1 protein-coding gene and 1 pseudogene are annotated in these 2,025 nt (G+C 41.3%); both read right to left on the reverse strand.

The genetic code is table 11. From position 1 onward, the window contains the following. On the reverse strand, nucleotides 1-1,248 hold a 1,248-nt coding region (locus L5M10_RS23695; protein ID WP_263256082.1), incomplete at its 3' end, for a methyl-accepting chemotaxis protein. Nucleotides 1,249-1,730: 482 nt separating this feature from the next. Further along, nucleotides 1,731-2,025 (reverse strand): annotated as a pseudogene (locus L5M10_RS23700) (chemotaxis protein); the annotation flags it as partial.

Raw genomic sequence — 2,025 nt, forward strand, 5'->3', positions numbered from 1 at the left:
TAAACTGCTCGCTGCAGACTGTTGAGCCGCTGTTGCCGTGTTCTCAGCATTGGCTGCAATCTCATTAGTCGCACTCGCCATTTCAGTTACCGCAGTCGCGACCATAGCGACTTCTTGCTGCTGACGTTGTAACTCCGCAACTGAAGTTTGCGTGGTGGCAAGACTACGTTCAGCATCGGCATCTAACTCATTCGCTAATTGGCGAATATGGCTGATCAGCTGATGTTGACTGCCCACAAAGCGGTTAAAGCTGTCGGCAAGCACGCCCACTTCATCTTGAGTGTCGACTGAAATACGCTGAGTTAAATCACCATTGCCATCGGCAATACGCGCCAGTGCCTGCGATACTCGGCTCAATGGACCCAGCAAGACACTTACTAGCCAAGAAATGGCTAATACACTTAAGATCAACACGAGTGCAGAAAGCCCAAACTGAGTGAGTAACAAGCTCGACAGTGGCGACTCTAGCGTTTCCTTATCAAGCACTAACACTAATTCCCAATCTGTATTAGGGATATCAACGCTCCAGACTAATTTTTCACGTCCTTCATTTTCAAAATACATAGGCAACAGAGTGCCCGCTGCACGGCTTTGTTCTGGTAAGTTGCGATTAAGCTCGTTATCGATTTCAGCTATAGGTTTCATCGTCTTAGCTTGATCTTTATAAGCGATCACTGTGCCGTCTTTGTGCATCATGATGGCATAACCGTTTGCCGGTAACTTCATGCGGTTGACCTCTTCGATAAGATTACTAATCGATAGATCTCCAGCAATAACTCCGCCTGCAACAGGCTCGGCCAAAGTAACAACTAAAATACGGAGAGGAATGTCGAGATATGGCTGGGTTATTATATTTCCTCCAGCTTGCATTGCCTCTTGATACCATGACCTTGTACGAGGATCATAATTTGAATAGTCAGTTGCTGGCTCTGAGTCTCTCATATTACCGTTTGACTCACCAAAATATGTCGATTCAAACCCTCCCGATTGCTTAGCCTGTTTCATTGCTTGCACAATGTCATGACTCAACTGCCCACCGATTCCTTTAACAATTTGCTGACGGCTTACGAGCCACTCACTGATAAGTAGCGCTTGCTGCTCACCAAGTCGTTGAGCCTGCTCTAAATTCACATCTAGTAAGACTTTCTTCTGACTTGAATAACTCTGCCAAGATAATAATAATATGACAGATGAAAGAGCAAGAATAACGGAAAAAAGAATTTTCTGCCTTAATGAAAATGATTTCATAATATATTTTTCACAAATAAAGACCTGATAACCATACCGACTAAATATAACAACAGCTATTTTTAGCAGCAGTGAGCTTACTTAGAAACGTAAAAATGAATTATTTCACGTTGACCATGAAAGATAAATAAATTAAAAATAAAATTTAATCTTAACAAACAAACTAAATTAGCCAAATTTAAATAAGCACAAAACATTAAACAGGCTTAGCAATGCATATTAATGCAAACAACTAAGAATTAAATGCAACTAAAAACTTCAAGTTAAAACAGTTATTAAGTGATTTTAAGATATTATAAAAAATAAACAGAATGGTACCTTTAAATAAAGGTATAATTAACTCATTATTGTATCATCACAAACAATCTTAAAAAGTAATACCTTCGCGCCGCCTAAGGCGCGGAGGAAAACTATTAGCTATTGTAAACCTACGTTTGAAATTTACTTAAATATCTATTATTCAAAAAATCGAGTTAAGGAAACTAAAGAATAAATGTCGCGACTTGCGCATTCAGGTCATTAGCSCGRGCTTTTAAGCCCCTCGCCTGTGCCAAATCTGCCATGGCCGATGCGGTAATCTCATCGGTCACATCTTTAATCGCAACCGTATTCTGGGTTATTTCACCCGTCACTTGAGTCTGTTCTTCCGCTGCGGTAGCAATTTGGCCTGCCATATCTGAAATCACGTTGACCGCTTGCGTAATCTCTTCAAGGGCTTTCGCCGCCGCATTGGCATCCTCTACGCTATGACCCGCTAATGCTTGGCTGCTTTCCATC

The organism is Shewanella sp. SM32, from assembly GCF_025654235.1.
GTDB classification, from domain to species: domain Bacteria; phylum Pseudomonadota; class Gammaproteobacteria; order Enterobacterales; family Shewanellaceae; genus Shewanella; species Shewanella oncorhynchi.